The sequence below is a fragment of the Peribacillus sp. FSL R5-0717 genome, assembly GCF_038002945.1.
Classification (GTDB): Bacteria; Bacillota; Bacilli; order Bacillales; family DSM-1321; genus Peribacillus; species Peribacillus frigoritolerans.
Genome location: NZ_JBBOOF010000001.1, coordinates 5,351,327 through 5,375,095, shown reverse-complemented (window position 1 = coordinate 5,375,095; position 23,769 = coordinate 5,351,327). Strand labels below are relative to the sequence as shown.

General features: G+C 39.4%; 21 protein-coding genes, 2 pseudogenes and 1 riboswitch. Of the genes and pseudogenes, 21 read left to right on the top strand and 2 right to left on the bottom strand.

All coding sequences use genetic code 11. The features are described from left to right. Positions 1-89: 89 nt before the first annotated feature. Positions 90-1,421, top strand: coding sequence for a D-serine ammonia-lyase (locus NYE65_RS25700; protein ID WP_328178173.1), 1,332 nt, complete (start codon positions 90-92; stop codon positions 1,419-1,421). A 454-nt stretch (positions 1,422-1,875) separates the two neighbouring features. Here NYE65_RS25700 and NYE65_RS25695 read toward each other — a convergent pair. Both NYE65_RS25695 and pdxR read right to left on the bottom strand, forming a co-directional pair. Then, positions 1,876-2,041, bottom strand: a pseudogene (locus NYE65_RS25695) (transposase); the annotation flags it as partial. A 247-nt stretch (positions 2,042-2,288) separates the two neighbouring features. Beyond that, positions 2,289-3,683 carry a MocR-like pyridoxine biosynthesis transcription factor PdxR gene (gene pdxR, locus NYE65_RS25690; protein ID WP_063576141.1) on the bottom strand — a complete coding sequence of 465 codons (1,395 nt, stop codon included), beginning with the start codon at positions 3,681-3,683 and terminating at the stop codon, positions 2,289-2,291. 135 nt (positions 3,684-3,818) lie between these two features. Between pdxR and pdxS the strand changes: the two genes are divergently transcribed. The 20 genes and pseudogenes from pdxS (at position 3,819) to glgD (ending at position 23,758) form a co-directional block, all read left to right on the top strand. After that, positions 3,819-4,706, top strand: a complete 888-nt coding sequence (gene pdxS, locus NYE65_RS25685) for a pyridoxal 5'-phosphate synthase lyase subunit PdxS (protein ID WP_034306956.1) — start codon at positions 3,819-3,821, stop codon at positions 4,704-4,706. 1 nt (position 4,707) lies between these two features. Further along, on the top strand, positions 4,708-5,307 hold the full coding sequence (gene pdxT, locus NYE65_RS25680) for a pyridoxal 5'-phosphate synthase glutaminase subunit PdxT (RefSeq protein ID WP_328178172.1): 600 nt from the start codon (positions 4,708-4,710) through the stop codon (positions 5,305-5,307). Between the two features lie 144 nt (positions 5,308-5,451). Next, positions 5,452-6,197 (top strand): annotated as a pseudogene (locus NYE65_RS25675) (SDR family NAD(P)-dependent oxidoreductase). Positions 6,198-6,370: 173 nt separating this feature from the next. After that, a complete protein-coding gene (locus NYE65_RS25670; protein WP_034306949.1) occupies positions 6,371-6,958 on the top strand; it encodes a TetR/AcrR family transcriptional regulator in 588 nt (195 codons plus the stop codon). Positions 6,959-7,119: 161 nt separating this feature from the next. Next, positions 7,120-7,653, top strand: a complete 534-nt coding sequence (ssuE, locus tag NYE65_RS25665; RefSeq protein WP_095391094.1) for an NADPH-dependent FMN reductase — start codon at positions 7,120-7,122, stop codon at positions 7,651-7,653. Between the two features lie 279 nt (positions 7,654-7,932). Further along, a riboswitch (SAM riboswitch) is annotated at positions 7,933-8,041 on the top strand. 156 nt (positions 8,042-8,197) lie between these two features. After that, positions 8,198-8,341, top strand: coding sequence for a YezD family protein (locus NYE65_RS25660; RefSeq protein ID WP_072273036.1), 144 nt, complete (start codon positions 8,198-8,200; stop codon positions 8,339-8,341). Between the two features lie 168 nt (positions 8,342-8,509). Beyond that, positions 8,510-9,226: a phosphoadenylyl-sulfate reductase gene (locus tag NYE65_RS25655; RefSeq protein WP_328178089.1), complete on the top strand. Its 717-nt coding sequence runs from the start codon at positions 8,510-8,512 to the stop codon at positions 9,224-9,226. Positions 9,227-9,278: 52 nt separating this feature from the next. Continuing rightward, on the top strand, positions 9,279-10,427 hold the full coding sequence (sat, locus tag NYE65_RS25650; protein ID WP_057277555.1) for a sulfate adenylyltransferase: 1,149 nt from the start codon (positions 9,279-9,281) through the stop codon (positions 10,425-10,427). A 43-nt stretch (positions 10,428-10,470) separates the two neighbouring features. After that, the gene (cysC, locus tag NYE65_RS25645; RefSeq protein ID WP_340862049.1) at positions 10,471-11,070 is read left to right on the top strand and encodes an adenylyl-sulfate kinase; all 600 of its coding nucleotides are present in this window, start codon (positions 10,471-10,473) and stop codon (positions 11,068-11,070) included. Between the two features lie 16 nt (positions 11,071-11,086). Further along, entirely contained in the window at positions 11,087-12,712 is a 1,626-nt protein-coding gene (locus NYE65_RS25640) for a nitrite/sulfite reductase (protein ID WP_340862048.1), read from the top strand. 20 nt (positions 12,713-12,732) lie between these two features. Further along, a complete protein-coding gene (locus NYE65_RS25635; protein WP_034306935.1) occupies positions 12,733-12,948 on the top strand; it encodes a DUF3906 family protein in 216 nt (71 codons plus the stop codon). Positions 12,949-12,967: 19 nt separating this feature from the next. Next, the gene (gene cobA / locus NYE65_RS25630) at positions 12,968-13,744 is read left to right on the top strand and encodes a uroporphyrinogen-III C-methyltransferase (RefSeq protein WP_328178086.1); all 777 of its coding nucleotides are present in this window, start codon (positions 12,968-12,970) and stop codon (positions 13,742-13,744) included. Then, the gene (locus NYE65_RS25625; protein ID WP_328178085.1) at positions 13,744-14,505 is read left to right on the top strand and encodes a sirohydrochlorin chelatase; all 762 of its coding nucleotides are present in this window, start codon (positions 13,744-13,746) and stop codon (positions 14,503-14,505) included. Before cobA ends, NYE65_RS25625 begins: the two co-directional genes overlap by 1 nt. After that, on the top strand, positions 14,486-15,118 hold the full coding sequence (locus NYE65_RS25620; RefSeq protein WP_340862047.1) for an NAD(P)-binding protein: 633 nt from the start codon (positions 14,486-14,488) through the stop codon (positions 15,116-15,118). Before NYE65_RS25625 ends, NYE65_RS25620 begins: the two co-directional genes overlap by 20 nt. A 152-nt stretch (positions 15,119-15,270) precedes the next feature. Next, a complete protein-coding gene (locus tag NYE65_RS25615; RefSeq protein WP_034306930.1) occupies positions 15,271-16,170 on the top strand; it encodes a sulfite exporter TauE/SafE family protein in 900 nt (299 codons plus the stop codon). 942 nt (positions 16,171-17,112) lie between these two features. After that, positions 17,113-17,631, top strand: a complete 519-nt coding sequence (locus NYE65_RS25610) for a mismatch-specific DNA-glycosylase (RefSeq protein ID WP_340862046.1) — start codon at positions 17,113-17,115, stop codon at positions 17,629-17,631. Between the two features lie 636 nt (positions 17,632-18,267). Next, complete coding sequence (locus tag NYE65_RS25605) at positions 18,268-19,281, top strand: glycoside hydrolase family 15 protein (protein ID WP_328178171.1); 1,014 nt, start codon at positions 18,268-18,270, stop codon at positions 19,279-19,281. Positions 19,282-19,527: 246 nt separating this feature from the next. Continuing rightward, positions 19,528-21,468, top strand: coding sequence for a 1,4-alpha-glucan branching protein GlgB (gene glgB / locus NYE65_RS25600; protein WP_340862045.1), 1,941 nt, complete (start codon positions 19,528-19,530; stop codon positions 21,466-21,468). Beyond that, complete coding sequence (locus NYE65_RS25595) at positions 21,468-22,634, top strand: glucose-1-phosphate adenylyltransferase (protein ID WP_034306925.1); 1,167 nt, start codon at positions 21,468-21,470, stop codon at positions 22,632-22,634. Before glgB ends, NYE65_RS25595 begins: the two co-directional genes overlap by 1 nt. A 17-nt stretch (positions 22,635-22,651) precedes the next feature. Beyond that, positions 22,652-23,758 carry a glucose-1-phosphate adenylyltransferase subunit GlgD gene (gene glgD / locus NYE65_RS25590; protein WP_057277565.1) on the top strand — a complete coding sequence of 369 codons (1,107 nt, stop codon included), beginning with the start codon at positions 22,652-22,654 and terminating at the stop codon, positions 23,756-23,758. Positions 23,759-23,769: the final 11 nt, after the last annotated feature.

Below are 23,769 nucleotides of genomic sequence, written 5' to 3'. Positions count from 1 at the left end.
TAAAAAAGTGAAAATTGTAATCTTTATTACAGTTTGTTGAGTTATAGTAGATGATGAATACTACATTTGGGGGAGGGACTGCTGAGGAGATGCATAAAATCGCAGGATTATCGATTAACGAATGGAAGGCGAAAGATCCTATACTTAATAATGTGATAAAGATGAATGAAGTCTTCTGGAAGAATCCAGATTACGGTAACAAACAAGAAAATCCAATCGTCCAAGCTGAACAAGTTAAATCGGCTGAAGAAAGATTAAATAGTTTTGCCAATTATATAATTAAAGCATTTCCAGAAACTGAACCAATGGAGGGGATCATTGAATCACCTCTAGTCGAGATTCCTTTCATGCAAAAAAACTTGGAAAAATCCTATGGAACTAAAATTGCGGGAAAACTTTTGCTGAAATGTGACAGTCATTTACCTATATCAGGTTCAATCAAGGCACGCGGAGGTATTTATGAGGTCTTAAAACGTGCTGAGGAAATAGCAATGAAGCATGGCGGTTTAAAGCGGACTGATAATTATGGAATACTTGCGAGTGATGAATATAAGGAGCTTTTTTCAAAATATTCGATTGCTGTCGGTTCAACCGGCAATTTAGGAATGAGTATTGGGATAATAAGCGCGAAGCTGGGATTTAAAGTAACGGTCCATATGTCTGCAGATGCCAAACAGTGGAAAAAGGATAGATTAACAAGTCTGGGTGTCATTGTAAAGGAATATGATGATGATTATAGTAAAGCTGTAGAAGAAGGCCGTAAAGAAGCATCACTTAATCCCGATTGCCACTTTATTGATGATGAAAATTCCATGGATCTGCTGCTAGGTTATGCGACAGCTGCAACGCGCCTGAAGAAACAATTGAAAGATATGTCCATTGCAGTAGATGAAGATCATCCTTTGTTTGTGTACTTACCATGCGGTGTCGGCGGCGGGCCCGGCGGCATAACATATGGGCTCAAGTTAGCCTTTGAAGATGATGTACATTGTTTTTTTGCAGAGCCGACACATTCACCATGCATGACGCTCGGTTTGATGACAGGACTTCATGACAAAGTTTCGGTTCAGGACTTTGGCATCGATAATAAGACGGAAGCGGATGGTCTTGCAGTAGGGAGGCCTTCAGCATTGGTTTCCAGTATGATGACGACCATGTTAAGCGGCAGCTATACCATAGAGGATAGAAGGTTATTCGAACTGCTCAAGGAAATGGCAGAGACGGAAGGCCATTATTTAGAGCCATCTGCCCTAGCCGGAGCATTTGGTCCGATACAACTTTTGTCAGCTAAAGAAGGAAGGGAATATCTTATGGATCAAAAACTGCTGGATAAAATGAACCAGTCGACGCATGTCATCTGGGCGACCGGCGGGAGCATGGTACCAAAAGATATGATGGAACTGTATTTATCTAAAAGTTAAAAAAATCCACAAGAGTGAAATTTTCAGAATGCAGGCAAACTCGTAGAAAAGTGAGTTTGCCTGTATTATTTTTATTTGAAAAACCTCTCAGTTGTTTTCAGACGAAGCCGTTTTTCGTCCAAAGCGCACTTTATTTTACTGACAACGAATTATTCCAACCCCGGAGCATAAATTTTGGGGTCCTGATGATGATTCAGTTCCCTTAAGGTCGACGTCCTGCCAAATACTCCTCACCGCAAGCTTCAAGCAGGAGCTGGGCTCCAGACATTCAATCCGAATTTCATCACAAAGAAAAGTCTTGTATTAAAATCAGGGTAATCATCCCGATACAATCGTGAGAGGGAATGAGGATGAGACCATTCCGAATCTCTTTTGGCATTTTCATTGAAATATCTCCTAAAGTTAAGAAATTGGGGCTCTATGAGCCACTACGTTAAGCCACTTTTGGACCTAGCTATTTCCAATTGGCCATATTCTTTAAATTAATGGTAGAGAAAGTAAGCATCGCTTGCATCGGCAACTTTTTAAGTCCCCTTAAAGCAGTCTTACGCATATCATGCTTCTTTTGCATCTACGAATACACACTCAATCGTTTTTTTATGTTTCGCATATATAGGTTTTAGATCTAAAAATGACGCAGATGATCTGCATCTTCCACGATATGCTTGTCAGAAATGCCGTTACATTACTAAAAGCGCGTCTAGGGGAGACCCCTCAGGCGAAAGCCGAGGGACGACCGCCGGCGGAAAGCAAGTGCCCTACGTTCCAATCAACGTTCAATATGTAAAAGCTAAAAAAACTGTAGACAAACTCGATCGAAAGTTTGACTACAGTCTGTGAAGTTCACGACAGTGAACTTCTTTATATTTATAACCCCCATGAGTTCAATAAAAGGTGAATGGCTTTTTCCAATTCGGATTCAGGAATCCCTGCAAAGCCCAATATAATTTTTGGAGGATGTTCGTCAATTTTCTCGATTGAATATGTTGATAATCCATAAATTTTAATATGGTCTTCGTTTGCCTTTTGAATAAGTGTCTGTTCATCCATGCCGTTCTTAACGATGAGGACGATATGCAATCCTGACCGCTCTCCAATGATTTTTATTTGTTGATGGGGTTTAAATAGATCAATCACTTTATCCAGCTTCCGACGGTACACTTTCCTCATCCGATTTAAATGCTTTTCAAAATCCCCTTCCTTCATGAACTGTGTCAACACGTGCTGATCAATCCGTGAAACGGTTGAATGGTAAAAAGACAATTCCTGTTGATGCATTTGTAACAATGGAGCGGGAAGAACCATATAACTGATCCGAATTGATGGCATCAATGATTTTGAAAATGACCCTAAATATATCACCTTATCACCAGCATCCATACTTTGTAAGGAAGGAATTGTTTTTCCACTATAACGAAATTCACTATCATAATCGTCTTCGATAATATAGCGGTTTGCTGCCCCTTGAGCCCAGTTCAACAATCGCGTCCGTCTGTTAACGGATAGGATTGTCCCATTGGGGAAGTGATGTGAGGGAGTGACATACACAACGTCGATGTTTGAATCTTCAATTTGGTTCACCTTTACGCCTTCTTCATCAATTTGCAGTGGATGGACTTCATTTGGGTAGCTGCGTAAAATCCGATGAATTAAGTGATACCCAGGATCTTCAACACCATAGATGGCATTTTTATCGAATAGAAGGACAAGCTGCTGTAATAAAATTTCCATTCCTGCACCAATGATGATCTGTTCTGGGACACATTGAACACCACGTGCATGATACAAATAATGGGCAATTTCACATCGTAATTCATATTCCCCTTGAGAATCCCCAAGTAAAAGAAGATCTTGATGTGATTCATCGATTTTGCTTTTCATGTATTTTCTCCATTTTTCAAATGGGAAATGTTCCGTGTCAATTTGGCTGGGATGAAAATGATATAGCAATTCCCCTTGTTTATGATTGATTTGTTCCACTGATACTTGGTTAGTTTGTGTATACTCTAAATCCTCGAAAGTTTGAATATAGTACCCTTTTCTTGGTATGACTTCAACGTATCCTTCAGCAGTCAATTGTTCATATGCAGTCTCCACGGTATTTTGACTTATTTGAAGGAACTCTGCTAATTTCCTTTTGGAAGGCAGTTTTGTGCCGTAAAGAAGACGGCCTTCAATGATTTCTTTTTTAATATATGAATATAATTGTTCGTACAAAGGTACTTCACTTAACCGATTTAAATCGCAAGAAAGCATATTCATTTTGTTGCCACCTTTTTGATAAATTTTTACTGACCCCGTTAAATTTATTAAAACTGACACTTTCAATGTGGTCAACTCTTTTTTATACTAAGCCTAACAAATCTAAAAAATGAAAATATTAGGGGGAAGAAGAAAATGGAAAAATTATTAGGGACTGACACAGTAAAAAGAGGAATGGCACAAATGCAAAAGGGTGGCGTAATCATGGACGTCATTAACGCAGAACAAGCAAAAATCGCAGAAGCATCCGGTGCGGTCGCTGTCATGGCATTGGAAAGGGTACCTTCCGACATCCGTGCGGCTGGCGGCGTAGCTAGAATGGCAGATCCGCGAATTGTCGAGGAAGTAATGAATGCAGTCTCAATCCCGGTCATGGCTAAAGCAAGGATTGGCCATATCGTTGAATCAAGGGTCCTGGAATCCATGGGAGTGGATTATATCGATGAAAGTGAAGTGCTGACTCCTGCGGATGAAGAATACCATATTCTAAAAAGTGATTTCACAGTACCTTTCGTTTGTGGCTGCCGTGATTTAGGCGAAGCTGCGCGCCGTATTGGTGAAGGAGCATCCATGCTTCGTACAAAAGGAGAACCAGGAACAGGTAATATTGTGGAAGCTGTGCGTCATATGAGAAAGGTACAGTCACAAATTCGCAAAGTGAGCATCATGAGTGATGATGAATTAATGACAGAGGCAAAAAATCTTGGAGCCCCATTTGAAATTTTAAGAGAAATCAAACGCACAGGTAAATTGCCTGTAGTTAACTTTGCAGCGGGCGGAATTGCCACTCCAGCAGATGCTGCATTGATGATGGAATTGGGAGCAGATGGCGTTTTCGTTGGGTCTGGTATTTTTAAATCTGAAACTCCAGAAAAATTCGCATCCGCAATCGTTCAAGCGACTACATATTTCACCGATTATGAATTGATTGGCAAGTTGTCAAAAGAATTGGGCAGTGCAATGAAAGGCATTGATATTTCCAAACTAGCTCCGGCAGAACGGATGCAGGAACGTGGATGGTAATATGATAACGATCGGTGTTTTGGGATTACAGGGAGCGGTTGAAGAACACTTGAACCAAATCAAAGCTGCGGGCGAACAAGCGATTATTGTAAAAAAACCGGAACAGTTGCGGGAAATCGATGGCTTGATCATTCCAGGCGGAGAAAGCACGACGATGAGGAAGCTAATGGATCGTTATGGATTTATGGAACCGATCAAAACTTTCTTCGAAGGTAAAAAACCTATTTTCGGTACATGTGCGGGGATGGTATTGGCGGCAAATGAATTGACTGGCGATGAGGTGGCCTATCTCGGACTAATGGACATTTCCGTGAAAAGGAACGGATTTGGACGTCAACGGGAAAGTTTCGAGGCTGACCTATCCATCAAAGGAATGGAAGCCCCTTATAAGGCAGTATTCATCCGGGCACCATTTGCTGATGAAGTTGGAGAAGGTGTAGAAGTATTGGCTGTTTATGAAGAGAATGTAGTGGCTGCGAGACAAGACCATGTCCTCGTAAGTGCATTTCATCCAGAATTGACAGGTGATGATCGCTTCCTTCAACTTTTCATTGAAATGGTGAAGACATCCGTAAGTAAGGCCGAATTGAAAACCTGCTAAACAAATGAAGCTGTCCTATTAATAGGACAGCTTTACTTTTGAAAGCTCAAAACTCTATAAAAATACATATTGCTTGAATTTACTATTCTTTACTTTTATAATAAAAAGTAAGTGATCGCTTACTTATTTGGAAGGGGAATGTATATGACAGCAAGAGTTGCAGTTATCACTGGGGATAAAGCGGTATAGGCCGAGCCACATGCCTGAAATTCGCAGCAAAAGGTGACAAGGTCGTTGTTGCGGATTTTAATGAAGAAATGGGTCGGGAAACCGTTGATCAGATAACAGCTAATGGTGGAGTGGCCATTTATGCTAAAACGGATGTTTCTAAGCAGGATGATGTTGAATCGTTAATCAATAAAGCAGTGGAAACATACGGAAGGCTCGATATCATGTTTAATAATGCCGGCATTGGTGCGGGCGGTATGATCATAGACCAAGATATGGAAGGTTACTACAAAACGATTGGGGTGAACCAGCACGGAGTGGCCTTTGGAATCATGGCAGCAGGACGGAAAATGAAGGAACTGGGTAACAAGGGAGTCATTATAAATACCGCTTCTGTGTTTGGCTACTTAGCTTCCCATGGGACTTTTGCCTATCAGGCGACTAAAGGCGCTGTAAGAAAGATGACACAGTCAGCAGCTTTGGAATTGGGTGCTCATGGGATACGCATTGTGGGCATTGCGCCGGGCGGGGTCGACACTCCTATCATACAAGGTTATAAAGACATGGGAATCATCGATAAATTGAATGCAACTCAAATGCGCGGTGAATTGATTAAGCCAGAAGCCATTGCAAATGCCGTCTATCTATTATCGTTAGAGGAAGCGGATGCGATCAATGGAAGTGTAGTCATGGTCGATGATGGCTATGCATCTTTTAAGTGATTTTCATAAATAGAAAACATCGTCCCAACCAGATGATGTTTTCTATTTATGATATATGGGAATATTGAATTCAAATAGATCAAAGGTAATATTGACCGATTGATACCAGCGATATATCATGGGAAATAGAGGGGTGAAACCGGTCTTATCTTTATAAAAGAAGGTTGATATTTTTGAAAAAAGGGCAGCAAACCAAAGAACGAATCATAAATGTAGCCCGGACTCTTTTTGCCACTAAAGGTTTTGACATGACAAGAACGAATGAAATTGCCTCTGCATGCAATGTTTCCGAAGCTACTATTTACAAATACTTTGACAGCAAAAAAGATTTGCTTTTGGCTACAATTACCCCTAATGAAAAAGAGGAATCTGAAGATGGGACTAGCCATCTATCCACGGATGATCTAGTGGAGAATCATGTTACTACCATGATAAAAAAAATTCTTGAAAATAAAGAACAGTTTTCGATATTATTTAGGGAAACACAATTCGATCAAGATATTTCAAAGCAATATGTAGATCAGATTTTCAAGCCAAATGCCAGGCATATTGAAATACAGAAGAGAATAGATAGCGGAGAGATACAATATATCTCTGATATTATTTTATTTAATGTAGGGATCATTTCTTTCACATTGGCTTTATCTACACATTATGAGATCCATCAACAAAAAAAGGAGCCATATTTTACTTCTGAACGAATTAAGAGCATTGCTCAACTTTTGGTATATGGTATTCATGGGAAACAAAATCATACATAATGAAACGGTCATATATATGACCGTTTCTTTTTTCATTCAGAGTACATGTCCAGAGTGTAAGATTTGACTTATATTTTTCAGACAATTACGATAAATGTATACTTCACGTAATGCTTTAAGAAAATTATATCTGGAAATCTTGTAACATTGGAGGGTATCAAATGAGCGATATCGTAATTTTATCAGGAAGTCCGGCTATTCCATCAAGAACGGACATTTCACTAAAACATATTCAATCATTAGTCGAAAATGCAGGATTTACTACAGCTTATTTCTCGATTACGGATTTCTCAGCAGATGATTTATTCCAAGGGAAATATAATAGCGAGGATATCACAAAGCTTTCGGAGAGAATTCAAGCAGCCAGAGGAGTCATTATAGGTTCACCGGTTTATAAGGCTTCTTATACAGGTGTATTGAAAGCATTGATTGATTTGCTGCCAGAAGGTGCTTTTAAGGGTAAGCCGGTGCTGCCAATCATGATTGGTGGAAGTAACAGGCATCTATTGGCGATTGACTATGCGCTTAAACCATTAATTTCAATATTAAAAGGCGAGCCGCTGCAGGGGATTTATTTTGTTGATAAGGAAATAGATAAACAGAATCCAGAAAACCCAATCAATGATTTGCATTTAATTGATCGCGTCCAGAGTCAGGTTCAAGAATTTGTAGAAGCGATACAGTTAAGAAATTAATGACTTCAATAAATTAATTCCTTATATAAAAAGACTGGAACCCTAGAAATTTTTTTAGAATAACACGCGTCAATAATAGGCCTATTAATGAAAATAGACTCATTCTTTTGGAGACTTTATCTAAAAAGACGAGTCTATTTTCGTATTTATATGAACATAAAATCATAAATTGAATAGTGTGTATAAAAATAACAGTTAATCCATAATATTAAACCAAGTTATTTTATAAGAAAACTCCATTGACAAGGATTAAATATATGTTAATATTTAAAATAATAAAACTTATCCAGAGCGACGGAGGGAATTGGCCCTTTGAAGTCCGGCAACCTGCATGATGGATGCAAGGTGCTACCTCCAACAAAATGTTGATCATTTTGGAAGATAAGGTAAAGATATTTACCTTGCGATCTTTCCATCATGGAAAGATTTTTGTTTTTTGTGAAAATTGTAGGCAGACCATAACAATGTAAGGTTGTATGGAATTATATAAATCTAAGAAATTTAAAATAAAATATTCGCGGGTTTTCTTAAAGGAGGAACTGGTTTGGATAAAGAGAATCAGCTTGAAGAAATTTTTGAACGACTTCAAGAAATGCTTAATTCAATGAAATATGGATCCATTACACTTATTGTCCAGGATGGTAAAATCATTCAAATGGAGAGAAATGAAAAACTTAGAATTAAATAAGGTATCTGCTGACTAGAAAAACTAGAGGCGGGTTTAACTGATATAAAGAGAGTATTGGTTAGATTCGTCTCTTTTTCCTAGATTCAAATAACCCGGGGAATATTAGAACGGGGATTGATCAACAGTACTCTAACCTGATACAGCAAGTTTTTAGAGGGGGCTACAAAGTTGGCTGCATTAATAAACTATGAAAATTTCAATACAGGGGACTTCCCCGTATTTCCTGAAGACACTGAGACAAAAGGTGCTTTGGAAGTTCTGCAATGGGCGAATGACCATTATGGAGACAAACTGATTTATGCTTGCAGTTTTGGTATTGAAGGCATCGTGCTTACGGATTTATTGGCGAAGGTCAATCCTTCGGCAAAAATAGTTTTCCTTGATACAGATGTTCATTTTGAGGAAACTTACCAATTGATCGAGGAAGTGAAGAAGCGATATCCGAAGCTTTTGATTGAAATGAAGAAACCTGACTTGACGCTTGAGGAACAAGCGGCGGAATATGGCGATGAATTATGGCTTAGTGATTCCAATAAGTGCTGCAACATCCGTAAAATTGTTCCGCTTACAGAAGTGCTTTCAACGGCAACAGCCTGGCTTTCGGGACTGCGGAGGGAGCAATCCGAAACAAGGGCTAAGACCGAGTATATCAATAAGGATAATAAGTTCAAATCAGTTAAAATATGCCCACTCATACATTGGACATGGAAAGATGTTTGGCGCTATGCCCACAAAAATGGACTTCCATATAATGTCCTGCATGATAATGGATATCCGAGCATTGGATGTAAAACGTGTACAGCACCTGCCTTCAATGCAGATGATTTACGCTCAGGCCGTTGGCAAGGGGCTCAAAAAACGGAATGCGGATTGCATTTATCTTAAATAAATAGAAATTATAGGCTTAAATAAATAGAAACCATAGGGGGAAATTAGCATGACAATCAGTTTACCGCACGGAGGAACATTAATCGATCTTTGGGAACCAAAATATGATTTTAGTAAAATAACGAAGTCAATCGAAATCGATGAAATTGCTTTAAGCGATCTTGAATTGATAGGGACTGGTGCCTACAGCCCGATTAAAGGATTCTTTACAAAAAGTGACTATGAGACAGTGGTAAAGGATATGAGGCTTAGCAGCGGACATGTATGGAGCATCCCGATTACGCTGCCTTTGACCGAAGAAACTGCAGGAAGCCTTACTATAGGTGAAGAAGTAACATTAACCCATGATGGTGAAACATACGGGGTTCTCTCCGTTTCTGATATTTACACTCCAGATAAGCAATTGGAAGCGACATTGGTATATCAAACAGCTGATGAGAAGCATCCTGGAGTGAAAAATTTATATAACCGCGGGGATGTATATGTCGGCGGGGAAATAAAGTTGATCAAGAGAATAGAGCGCCCGCTATTTCAAGCTCATTATTTAGACCCAGTCGAGACAAGGAAGGCTTTCGCTGAAAAAGGATGGGAAACGGTTGTCGGTTTCCAAACGAGGAACCCTGTTCACCGTGCACATGAATATATTCAAAAGACAGCATTGGAAATTGTCGACGGCTTATTCTTAAATCCACTCGTTGGTGCCACTAAATCAGATGACATTCCGGCAGATGTAAGAATGGAAAGCTATAAAGTGCTGCTTGACAAATATTATCCTAAAGATCGCGTCTCCCTTGCAGTTTTCCCTGCTGCCATGCGTTATGCAGGACCTAGAGAAGCCATTTTCCACGCGATGGTCCGTAAAAATTATGGTTGCACCCATTTTATCGTCGGACGTGATCATGCGGGTGTTGGCGATTATTATGGCACATACGATGCTCAAAAAATCTTCGGGAACTTTAACGCAGATGAGTTAGGAATCACGCTATTATTCTTTGAACATAGTTTTTACTGTAAAGCATGTGGCAATATGGCTTCCGCTAAAACTTGTCCGCATGGCAAGGAAGACCATGTCATCCTGTCTGGAACGAAGGTTAGGGAAATGTTGCGTAATGGAGAAATTCCTCCAGCTACCTTTAGCCGTAAGGAAGTCATCGAGGTGTTGATAGAAGGTCTAAAAAAAAATGAAGTTTATAACTGATTGGACATAAATGGAAGGTTTACATGAAGAGGGGGATTATCAAATGAGTAAAAGTACGAATGTCACATGGCATGAGACGTCATTGACCAAGGAGCACCGACGGAAGCAGAACGGGCATGAAAGCACGGTTCTATGGTTTACAGGACTATCGGGTTCCGGAAAATCAACGATTGCAAACGCGGTCGCTAAAGAGTTATACAATCGGAATATTCGAAGTTATGTTTTGGATGGTGATAATATCCGTCATGGCTTAAATAAAGATTTAGGTTTTTCTGAAGAAGATAGAACCGAGAATATTAGGCGGATTGGTGAGGTTTCCAAGTTATTCGTGGATAGTGGGCAGTTCGTATTGACCGCTTTCATATCACCTTTCAGGGCAGATCGGCAGATTGTACGTGATTTACTCGAAGAAGGGGAGTTTATTGAAGTATACATAAAGTGTCCGATCGAAGAGTGCGAAGTGCGTGATCCAAAAGGGCTTTATGACAAGGCCCGTAAAGGCATCATTAAAGATTTTACCGGAATCGACTCTCCATACGAAGAACCTGAACAACCGGAAATCATTTTAGAATCCGACCAATACAGCATTGAGGAGTGCGTTGAACATGTAATCGGTTATTTAACAGCAAAGAAAGCGATTTAATCAAGGAGGAAATGAAATGGTTTACGAGAAATTTTGGTCGGAAAATCCACTAATCGCTAAAAATAAAACGGAAATCTGGAAATTGGAAAAAGACGGCTTGAAGATATTTGATGATATTCCACATTACGCAGCAAATGGGTTTGATTCCATCCCTAAAGAGAAATGGGATATGTTCAAGTGGGCAGGTTTATACCTGCAACGGCCAAAAGAAGCTGGTTATTGGATGATGCGAGTCGTTATTCCCGGAGGTATCCTGACATATGATCAACAAATAACTCTAGCTAACATCGCTAAAGATTACGGGAGGGACGTATATGACATTACAACCCGTCAAGCCATTCAATTCCATTGGCTGACCATCGAACAGGTCCCGGATATATTGGATCGTTTAGAAAAGGTTGGAATGACTACGGCTGGAGCTTGTGGTGATATAACCCGTAATATCATCGGTAATGCATTGGCAGGCATCGATCCTGATGAACTTTTTGATACACGCGAGGTACTTTATGATGTATTTGAGTATTTCCGCCTTAACGAAGACTATTCGAACCTTCCGAGGAAATATAAAATGTCCATAAGTGCCAATATCCATAATGCTTCAAATGCTGAAATCAACTGTGTTTCATTCAATCCAGCTACTAAAGTAATTGATGGAGTAACGGAAGTCGGTTTTCACGTAAAAGTAGGGGGTGGGCTTTCCTCCGTTCCGATGCTGGCAGAAGAACTTGACTTATTCATTTTACCTGAAAAAACTGTGGAAGTGGCTGCCGCCATCACGACGATATTCCGTGACTTTGGGTACCGTGAAAAGCGTCATCGCTCACGTTTGAAATTCCTTGTCGCTGACTGGGGTCCTGAACAATTCAAGGAAAAATTGCTGGGATACACCGGTCCGCTTCCTGAAAAGGGAGAAAGTGCGGTGAAGGGATGGAATGCAGGGTATTTCTACGGCATCCATAAACAAAAGCAAGATGGTCTGAACTATGTTGGCGTCAATATACCAGTGGGTCGTCTAAACCCAGACGAAGTGATCGAGTTTGCCGAACTTGCAAAAAAATATGGAAATGGTGAAATCCGCAACTGTAATTCTCAAAATCTAATCATTCCTAATGTGCCGGATGCAAAACTTGAAGAATTAAAGCAGGAATCCATCTTTGAAAGATTTCCATATCAACCAAAGAAATTCATTGGGTATTCCGTTTCGTGTACAGGCATCGAGTATTGCAACCTGGCTCTGGTTGAAACGAAAAACCGAATGAGGACCATTTCTGAATCACTGGACAAGGAAATAGATCTCGATGTGCCTGTAAGGATGCATATGGTCGGCTGTCCGAATAATTGCGGTCAAAGAGCCATCGCCGAAATAGGGCTGCAAGGCATAAAAATGAAAAACCAGGATAAAAAGATGGTCGAAGCTTTTGAGATATACGTTGGAGGAACGCTGAATGAGGGCGGGAAGTTCAATGAAAAGCTTAAAGGAAAAGTGGAAGCTGAAAAGCTCCATCATGTTCTGAAAGAAATGATCCTATTTTTCAAAGAAACAAAACTACTATCCGAAACCTTTCTCGATTTTGTGGAAAGGGTAGGGGTAGACGAATTACAAAGTAAACTTGATGATATATTAGCGGAAGTGGCCGTTTAATAGGGGAAGGTAAGCATTCCATGAATCTATACCGTTTTGAAGTCACTATCAAGGAAAAACCAATTCATGTCATCATTGTTGCCGATTCAGATGAAAAAGCGTTTGAACTTGTTGATATCGAGCTGGAAAAGCATTATTTGAAAATGCCTGAAGTGGATGACATCTCATTATATGAAAAAAGGAAAATTAAAAATGGAGCAGGTTTCGTTTTATCGGAATTCGAAACAATTCTCTAAGGGAAGGCAGGATGCAAAAATGGGGAAAGTATATCTAGTAGGAGCCGGTCCCGGAGATCCAGATTTAATTACATTAAAAGGATTAAAATGCATCCAAGAAGCTGATGTCATTTTATATGATCGACTTGTCAATAAAGAACTTTTGAATCATGCAAAAGACGGTGTCGAGCTGATTAATTGCGGTAAACTGCCGGATTATCATTTGTTGCAGCAGGATACCATCAATCGGTTCCTCGTTAAATATGCAAAAAAGGGAAAAATAGTCACCCGTTTGAAGGGCGGCGATCCATTCGTCTTTGGGAGAGGCGGTGAGGAAGCGGAAGCCCTTGCCAAAAGTGGCGTGAGCTTTGAAATCGTACCAGGAATTACGGCTGGAATCGCCGCTACAGCCTATGCGGGAATTCCAGTTACACATAGGGACCATGCTTCATCATTTGCAATTGTTACCGGTCATCGGAAAAAAGATGAAGCGGATAATATCAAGTGGGAATCCCTTGCAAAAGGAATCGATACATTAGCCATTTATATGGGTGTTAAAAACCTGCCATATATTCAAGGAAAACTTCTGGAACATGGAAAAAGCCCGGAGACTCCGGTAGCCCTTATTCATTGGGGTACATTAACAACGCAAAAAACAGCTGTCAGTACGTTGGCTAAAGTAGTGGAAACCGCCAATAACGAACAAATTTCCAATCCTTGCATGATAGTCGTGGGGGATGTCGTTAATTTACGGGAAAAAATCAAATGGTTTGAAGGAAAACAAACCGAAAATTTGTTGGCGAATGAGGCCTTTTAATGGAAGCCATTTTATATATTTGCCATGGCAGCCGTGTTAAAGAAGCTTCAGCCCAAGCTATTGACTTTATTAAAGTTTGTATGCAAGCACAGCCATATTCCATTCAAGAGTATTGCTTCTTGGAATTGGAAACTCCTACGATTGAAGAGGCCTACGAACGATGCGTCCAAAAAGGGGCGACGAGCATATTGGCCATTCCAGTTCTATTGCTGACAGCTGTACATGCAAAACATGATATTCCAGTCATATTGAATAAAATGAAAGAACGGTACCCCGCCGTTGACTTGAAATACGGAAGGCCGATTGGTGTCAGCGAGAAAATGGTTGACATTTTAGTGGAACGGTTGGAGGAAACAAATGTAAGTGTTACAGAGGATTCCTTGGTATTATTGGTTGGAAGGGGCAGCAGTGATCCCGACGTGAAAAGGGATTTATCTCGATTGGCCGTTTTGCTAAGGAACAGGTTTCCAAAAATCCAGGTGCAAGAGTGTTATTTGACAGCTGCCACACCAAGCTTTGGAGAAGCGTTGGAATTTGCGGTGGAATCTCGATCAAACCAAGTATTTATCATTCCATACTTATTGTTTACAGGTCTCTTAATGCAGTCGATTGAAAATAGTATAAAAAAGATCCAAAAAAAGGGGAAGCAAAAAATCATACTTTGCCGATATTTAGGTTATCACCCAAAGATTGAACAAGCAATATCGGAACGAATTCATGAAGTGAGTGGGGAGGGAGCCTATGTATCCAATTACGCTTAATATCGAGAACAGAAAGTGTGTCATCATCGGCGGTGGTAAAATAGCTTACTTTAAAGCGGGCCCCTTATTGGAAGCTGGTGCTGAAGTTACCGTCGTAAGCCCCGAAATATGCACAGGTTTTCAAGTGTTGGAGAAAGAAGGTAAGATTCGGGTCTTACTAAAAGAAGTGGAAGAAACTGACTATAATGATGCGTTTTTAATCATTGTTGCTACCAATTCTACTGAAGTAAATGAACGAGTTTACGAGAATGCATCCGAAAGTCAGTTGGTTAACGTAATCAGCAATCATGAGTTGGGTAATTTTCATATACCGGCCACATTGAATAGAGGCATGCTTTCCATAAGTGTTTCTACCAATGGAGCAAGTCCAACGCTCGCAAAAAAAATACGGAATGACCTAGGTAAAGTATATGATGAATCATATGAAGAATATCTTGAATTCCTTTTTGAAGCAAGAATGATTATAAAGAATGGGTCATTTTCAAAAGAAGAAAAATCTAAATTATTGAAAGATTCAATAGAGGATATTTATAAATATTCCTTAAAAGAAAGATATCGTTTTTTAGCTAGGCTTTTACCAGTAGAATCTGAAGAAAATATATCATTGGGCTGATCAGAAAAACTGAAGGCACCTAACCAACATGTCATTTCATTTTGGTTAGGTGCCTGTTTGTGTCTTAAAGGAAATCTTAATGATTTATACAGGCAAACGGTACCATCGGGTCGATGATATAGGTTCTATTTTAGTGAAAAAAGGGGAATGTCATGAAAAAGTTAATCGTTTTGGCCTTTATCGGGTTTTTAGCCCAATTAATCGATGGTTCGCTTGGAATGGGGTATGGAGTGAGTTCCACTTCCTTATTGTTGACATTCGGGATTGCCCCTGCAGTAGCATCAGCATCCGTTCATTTATCGGAAGTAGTGACCACAGCAGTATCCGGAGCCTCACATATAAAGTTTGGGAACGTTGATAAAAATATGGTCTATCGCTTGATCATTCCAGGTTCTGTTGGTGCATTTGTAGGTGCATGTTTCCTGAGTAACCTGCCTGCCGAATTAGCAAAACCGTATATTGCCATATTTTTATTTGGTCTTGGTGTATATGTTTTATTCCGCTTTTTATTTATTTTTAAACCGTCAAAGGAAAATGAAACCGTAAAGCCATTGACCGCAAAACAATCCATTCCGTTAGGCCTTTTTGCAGGCTTTTGTGATGCAACAGGCGGAGGCGGTTGGGGACCGATTGCAACACCCGTTTTATTGTCAAAAAAAGGCATGACGGCGAGAAAAGCTGTAGGAACTGTAGATACGAGCGAATTTGCCATTGCTTTCTTTGGAAGTCTTGGCTTTATCATTTCTCTTGGATGGGAAGCTGTCAATTGGCTTTGGGTCGTAGCGTTGATAATTGGAGGAGTGGTTGCCGCACCAATTGCAGCATGGCTCGTCAGGATGCTTCCTGCTCAATTAATGGGTGTTTTAGTGGGCGGTTTCATTATCTTAATCAATGTAAGAACATTATTAGCTACATGGATTCCGATTGAAGCCCATATATACATCTATACTGGCATCGTGATAATATGGTTTTCTGGAATTCTCCTTACCATCAATAAAATGGCCAATGCGAGAAAACATGATCATATCGAACACCGCCAGAATGTTTCCTGATTCCCAAGTTTGAAAGAAGCGAATGTACACAAGAAGCATATTCCAATGCGTAAATAAACTCGTAGGTATGTATGTGCCTACGAGTAAAGTTGTTTGCCAAATGGAATTGCGACTATAAAGTTGCTGCGGTTTTAATAAAGGATCTTGATCTTATTTAATAGATTCATTACCATTTTTAAGGGTTCCTAAAAATCGAGAGACTTATCACTCCAATGTATAAGAATTCATAGTACCCCTTACTAAAGTAAGCCATCGGAGAGATTTGAATGATTTTAGAACAGAAGCAGAATCAATAATTTATAGCTCCTACTGTTCAAATGAGTGATTTACACTTTCACATAATATAATAGGAGGAACTATTTCTTTTACTCTATCGAATATAAATCCCTGCCTGTTTGGATATCAGCATTTGATTGATGGAGGCTAATTCAGCGTCCAAAAATTCCTGTGATTTCCACCAGAAATAACGGGTCTTTCGCTTGTCTTGGTTTCCCCAATAAGCCTCCCCGTGCCTGCAATTGGTCTTCAAATCACTACAGTAAATGACTGGGCAAATTGAATGCACTCAGCCATATTCTTAATGTCCTTTAGCTTTCTGTCATTTCCGACGATGGGTACATGAAAAAAAATCGCGGATATCCTTTAATTTAAATCCCTGCAAGCTTTGAAAAGCATGCAGGTTTTTGCTTTATGCCGGGACATCGGAAAAATCGGTTTATCAATTTATTCCTTGGAAAAAAATCTTTACCTGCCGCTGTGGTATCCTTTTCATATCTAATTTCTGGCAGTGTGTCCGGTGAAGGCGAACGTAATGTTTTAGGAGCAATAGGTGGAGCCATCATCGTTCATCCATTTAAACTATTATTTTAGTTTTTAAAGGTAGTTAAATGTTTTTCAGTTTTGTACAATGATTAAATAGCAAATTTGAAAAGGAGTTTTAAAATGGAAGGCATCTCTGATCATTTAAAGGAAAATTTGGATATTTTGTTCGTAGGTTTCAATCCGAGCATTCGTTCAGGTGAGACTGGTCATCATTATGCGAATCCAAATAATCGCTTTTGGAAAATCCTCTTCGAGTCCGGGCTGACACCAAGGAAATATGAACCGACTGAAGACTCGTCATTGCTGGATTTAGGTTATGGTTTTACCAATATCGTTTCCAGGCCTACAAAAGGAGCGGAAGATATCACTAAAGAAGAGTACATAAAAGGAAGGAAACAATTAAAAAGGAAAATAAAAAAGTATAAACCTAAACTTGTCTGTTTTGTAGGAAAGGGTGTCTATCAGGAATATCGTCAATTACGAAAAATCTCATGGGGGCTGCAAGAAGAAACCACATCCAATGATACCATGGAATTCGTTGCCCCTTCTTCCAGCGGTTTAGTTAGAATGCCGATAAATGAGATCATCGAAATATATAGTGAGTTGCCCATTCTGCTTGGCCAGCTGAAAAGCAATTGAAGAAACTTTTTAAAACGATGGTGAAATTATACGAGTCAGGATAATGCTAAATTGGAAAAGCGTGGCTTTTCCGAGATCAATGATGGTGAAGGCTTTTGCCAAGGCGTAAAGAATTGTATACCTATTTTATGTGATAGTATCGGTTTTGCTAACAGGCTCGTCGATAGAGACTTTCATACCTAGAATCGATCTTTTGGCGTTGCTTAGTAATATGCAGATTCCTGAATGGGTCATCGATTGGCTACGGTTATGATTGGCTACGGTTATGATTGGCTTGCTTTTCTTGATGAAATTACTAAATTTCTTTTAATGATTACTAAACATTTTAATGAAAGGCCGATATAACCAGTAATGGATTGCTATTACTGGATTTTTTTTCAAGAACATATTTCATAAACCGCACCTTTTTGAGTTCGTTCATTACGGTTAGGCAAATGACGCTTTTTAATGAACATTGGAAGCTTGATTATCAAAATGGCCAGTGATTACATAAACTAGGGTGAAAGTACTTCTGAATGGTCGTTTTGGTTAGCAGAAATGAAAGCGCTTCTAATTGAAAATGAAACAACCAACGTTTAGAAAACGGGAGTCTGTCTACAATGGGAATAAGCAAATAACTATGGAGGTGTTCAATTGATGAATGTTAATGGTGCCCTAGAGGTTCTTGATCGCATGCGGCTTCCTAATGGTGCATATACTGCAAGTGTTTCCGATGATTATAATTATGTCTGGATAAGGGATGTCGTTTATACAGTAATACCTTTTATAAATGATCCGTCCAATCGTTACGAAAAAGCATATCATGCTTTATTCGACTTATTTCAAACCTATGAGTGGAAGATAGATATTCATACGGTGCAGAAACCCCAGTTTCTATTTGAACATATCCATGCAAGGTATTCCACTGAGCTAAAAGAACTGCCCGATGAGTGGGGGCATGCCCAAAATGATGCGGTAGGTGCCTTTTTATGGGGTGTCGGTGAAGGATATAGGCATGGTAAAAAGGTGATAAGAAACCAACGTGATTTAGAAATTGTCCAAAAGCTGGTCAATTACTTGGAATGCCTGCAATATTGGCAGTCGGAAGATAACGGGATGTGGGAAGAAAATATAGAAATCCACGCTTCAAGCATAGGTGCATGTGTTGCTGGTTTGAATTCGGTCAAAATGCTGGTAAACGTCAAGGAAGAACTGATTAAAAAGGGAGAAGAAACACTTCGTTTCCTGCTTCCAAGGGAAAGTTATTCAAAAGAGACGGATTTAGCCCTTTTATCGTTGATCTATCCGTATCGGCTGGTAGACCGTGAAATAGCACTTGAAATATTGAAGAATGTCACAGAAAGACTAGAAAGACCAAATGGTTGCATTAGATATGAGAAGGACCTTTATTATAATGACGGTCAAGAAGCGGAATGGTGTTTCGGGCTTCCATGGTTGGGCTTATGCTACCTTGAACTCGGCATGATGAACAAAGTTAATGAATATATAGATAAAACAAAAATGATCATTCCGGAAAATTGGGAAGTTCCTGAGTTATATATTGGAGGCAGTAATTTACCAAACGGGAATACTCCTTTGGCATGGTCAGTCTCATTATCCTATTTATTCTTGACGAAGACTTCCATGATTCGAAATGAACAAATAACATGAAGCATTCATACTGGATACCTTAAAGCTCTTCCCAAAAAAAGGGGAGAGTTTTTCTTGGTATAATAATATTTTTACAATAAATGTCTTTTTTCTTTAAAAAAGTGTTTAAATTTACAAAAAAACGGCTATTTATAACAATAACTTCACCTCCATTTGAAGGATTAATATCATTTTCATCGAATATATATAATAACTGGGGAAGGATGGGTAAAATACTATCGAGTTAATACTGATGGAGGGGTTTTATTGAGTACAATTATTGACCAGCTGCAAGAGATTTATCCAAGCGATTTCGATTTGTATTTGTTTCATGAAGGCACCCTTTATGAAAGCTATAAAATGCTTGGTGCACACATTGTGACAACATTAGGTAATGAAGGAGTACGCTTCACCGTTTGGGCCCCCCATGCCAAGCAAGTTTCAGTAGTCGGTAATTTTAATAATTGGGACGGAAAAGATCATGCGATGAAACGGATCGAGCGTTCAGGTATCTGGGTGTTGTTCGTACCAGGATTACAAGAAGGGGAACTCTATAAATATGAAATACATACACCCGGAAATAAACGTATCCTAAAAGCCGATCCATATGCCTTTTATTCGGAGGTCAGACCAAATACTGCTTCGGTCATTAAAAGGCTGGATAATTTTGAATGGCAGGATTCGAAGTGGATGGCCGATAGGAAAAAGGAAAATATTTATCAAAAACCCATGTCCATTTATGAAGTGCACCCAGGAACATGGAAACAGAAAGAAGATGGTGAATTTTATTCGTACCGTGAATTGGCTGATAGATTAGTTGAATATGTGATTGATAATAGTTTTACACATATTGAAATCATGGCCATAATGGAACACCCTTTTGATAAATCGTGGGGTTACCAGGTCACGGGTTATTATTCCGTAAACAGTCGGTATGGTTCACCGGAAGATTTTAAATATTTAATTAATCATTGCCACCAAAAGGGGATAGGTGTAATCCTTGACTGGGTTCCCGCCCATTTTTGTAAAGACGCGCATGGACTTTCCCGTTTTGATGGTACGCCTCTCTATGAACCAATTGATTACACGAGAGCAGATCGCCCGTTATGGGGGACATACAACTTTGATTTTACTAAACCAGAAGTAATAAGTTTCCTTATATCAAATGTAATGTTTTGGATGGATGTATACCATATTGATGGGGTCCGTGTCGATGCGGTATCGTCAATGGTTTACTTGAATCATGATAATCCATTGCCGGTCAAGCTGAAAAACCAGTTTGGCGGTGAGGAAAACCTGGAAGCCATACAATTTTTACAAAAACTTAACGAAGTGGTTTTTAAGAAATATCCCAATGCATTAATGATGGCTGAAGAAGCGACAGACCGGCCACTTATAACTTCACCTACCGATATAGGCGGCCTGGGCTTTAATTACAAATGGAATATGGGATGGACTAACGATATCCTTCGTTATATGAAACTTGAAACAAATGAAAGGCCATATCATCATAACCTCTTAACATTTTCATTTTTCTATGCTTTTTCAGAAAATTTCGTCTTGCCCTTTTCACATGATGAAGTGGTTCATGGCAAGAAGTCATTATTGAATAAAATGCCAGGTGACTATTGGCAGAAGTTTGCAAATTTACGGTTACTTTTTGGGTATTTCATGACGCATCCTGGAAAGAAGCTTCTATTTATGGGAGGAGAATTTGGCCAATTCATAGAATGGAAAGATGAGGAACAATTGGATTGGTTGCTTTTGGAATATGAATCCCACGAAAAGATGGCATATTACTTCCGTACCCTTCAGGACTTTTACAGCCAAACTTCCTCCCTTTGGAGACTGGATCATGTCCAGGAAGGTTTTGAATGGATCGATCCGAACAATAGTGAACAAAGTATCATCACCTTTATGAGAAAAGGTAAACGCAAAGGCGATTATTGTATTGTTGTCTGTAATTTTTCTGCACAGGCTCATGCTCACTATCAAATAGGTGTACCATCGCAAGGCAAATATATTGAAGTTTTCAGCAGTGATTCAGCAGCTTTCGGAGGATCGGGTCAGATCAATGAAGAACCCATTAATGTCAAAAAGATACCATACCATAATCAACCATACAGCATGGAAATAACTGTACCTCCATTAGGCATTTCTATTTTTATGAAGCAAACAAAAAAAAGACGGGGGAGAGTGACCGAATAATGGGAGCGAAAAAATGGATAGCAATGTTATTGGCAGGAGGCCAGGGTTCAAGGTTAGGTGAATTGACGATTGGTTTGGCAAAACCAGCTGTTCCCTTTGGCGGTAAATATAGAATCATCGATTTTCCATTAAGTAACTGCACTCATTCTGGTATAGATACGGTTGGGGTACTGACCCAATACCAGCCATTGATTCTAAATGATTATGTTGGTAATGGCAAAGCTTGGGACCTTGATTTGGATGTTGGAGGAGTTTCCGTACTTCCCCCTTATCAAGGGAAAGAAGGCGGTGAATGGTATAAAGGGACGGCAAATGCTGTTTATCAAAATATCCAATACATTGATAACTATGATCCGGAACATGTACTGATTCTCTCTGGTGACCATATTTATAAGATGGACTACAGTAAGATGCTGGATTATCACATCGAAAAAAATGCAGAGGCAACAATAGCGGTCATTCAAGTGCCGTGGCAGGAAGCAAGTCGTTTCGGAATCATGAATACCAATGATGATGATAAAGTCACACAATTTGACGAAAAACCAAAATACCCAAAAAGTAATCTTGCTTCCATGGGAGTTTACCTTTTCAATTGGAAAACCCTAAGACGGTATTTAATCAATGATGAAAAAGACGAAAATTCTTCCAATGATTTTGGCAGCAACATCATTCCAAAAATGCTTGAAGATCGAAAAAAGCTATATGCCTACCGTTTTAATGATTATTGGAAAGATGTTGGAACGGTCGAAAGCCTTTGGCAGGCACATATGGACTTATTGGAGGATACGCCAAATTTCCAGTTGAATGATCAGCAATGGAAAATTTTTGCCCGCAATGCAAATCATCCACCGCAATATATATCACCGGATGCCGAGGTCAGTCAGTCGCTTATCAATGAAGGATGCATGATACATGGGAACATTGAACATTCGGTTTTATCCTATAATGTACAGGTGGGCTATGGTTCAACCATAAAAGATTCAGTCATCATGCCTAATGTGACGATTGGTGAAAACGTTCATATAGAAAGAAGCATCATAGCCAGTAATTGTGTTATAGAAGATGGTGCCGTAGTTGGCAATTCAGCGGTGACATCCGATATTACCTTGATTGGTGAAAATCAGACCATTATCAATCCAAACAAAAAAAAGATCACTCTTAACTAGAAAAAGGGGAAGATGCTATGGAAAATGTGTTGGGTATTATAAACTTAATCAATGAAAGACAACATTTAAAAGATCTGACTGCTCACCGTAATGTAGCATCTGTGCCATTTGGTGGACGCTACCGTTTGATTGACTTTACTATGTCGAATCTCATTAATGCAGATGTATCAAAAGTAGCCGTTTTCCCAAAAGAAAAGTATCTTTCAGTTATGGATCATCTTGGCTCAGGTAAAGAATGGAACTTGGATCGGCGTTCAGGAGGCTTATACATCTTGCCCCCTATCCATCCGGATGAAACGGTAACAGGCGATATGAAGCAATTTTATGATCATCTCAGCTTTTTCGAACGTGCAGAGGCAGATACTGTCATCATTTCCCCGGGAAGCCATGTATGCAAATTGGATTTTAATGAAGTGCTTGATTATCACAAAAAACATAAAGCGGATATCACGGTGGTATATAAGGATTATGTAGGGGAATTGATTGAAAAACCAATCTATCACACCTGCTCGGTAGATTCGGATGAAGACATAACTGACATTAGCTTTTATACAATCCCTAGACCTGGTGACCATGTTTGTCTTGAAACTTTCATCATAAGTAAATCGCTATTGGTGAATTTGATCAAAAGCTGTGTTGCCAGTGGAGAATATGACTTTTTGAAAGACGCTGTGAAAGCAAATCTTCATCGTTTTACCGTAAAAGGCTATAACTTTACAGGTGATATGCCATTTATCCATTCCATTGAAAGCTTTCATGCCAGTAATATGAATTTCCTGAACCCTTCGGTAATCCGTTCTTTCTTCGGGGATACTTGGGATGTTTATACGAAAATCAAACATGAGGCACCGACCAAATATTCAAGTTCTTCGAAGGTTACCAACTCATTGATAGCCAACGGTTGTGATATTGAAGGGATTGTCGAAAACAGTATACTCTTCCGTGGGGTAAAGGTGAAAAAGGGTGCGATAGTAAGAAATAGCATCATCATGCAAAAAGGCGTGATTGAAGAAGGAGCCATCGTTGAAAATATCATAACTGATAAAGAAGTGAGAGTTACTAGTGAAAAATCAGTCATTGGTTTAAAACAGCCTACTGTAATAAAAAAAGCGGAAGTAATTTAATAGAGGATAGA